Source organism: Pseudoalteromonas luteoviolacea NCIMB 1942 (assembly GCF_001625595.1).
Classification (GTDB): domain Bacteria; phylum Pseudomonadota; class Gammaproteobacteria; order Enterobacterales; family Alteromonadaceae; genus Pseudoalteromonas; species Pseudoalteromonas luteoviolacea_A.
Genome location: NZ_AUXT01000111.1, coordinates 1 through 303 on the forward strand (window position 1 = coordinate 1; position 303 = coordinate 303).

The following is a 303-nucleotide window of genomic DNA, read 5'->3' on the forward strand; positions in this document are numbered from 1 at the left end:
AGCATTCGCCATCACTTTAAGCTGACTTCCAATGAATTGACATGCATATTTGAAGCTTATCTCGTTCGGTGCCCTTTTGTGTGATACTGCTGCTAAGCTCGCTTCTCTCCTGATTAAGTTGTACCCCAACATCAATCCCAACAACTTTTGGTACACAAGCTCAACGGTCTTACTCCTTAGCGTAATCGCATTATGTTGCATGGATGATTTTATATCGTGGTAACTCAGCTCTATTTCCGAGCGTTCATGATATAAGTTGGCTATGTCGTTCGCGCTAAATTTATCTCTAGGCAGTGAGGTAAA

1 protein-coding gene is annotated in these 303 nt (G+C 41.9%); it reads right to left on the reverse strand.

Features of this window, described 5'->3' with window-relative positions; genetic code table 11:
* Positions 1 to 303: transposase (locus N482_RS05700; protein ID WP_155730515.1), on the reverse strand; the 303-nt coding region annotated here is incomplete at both ends.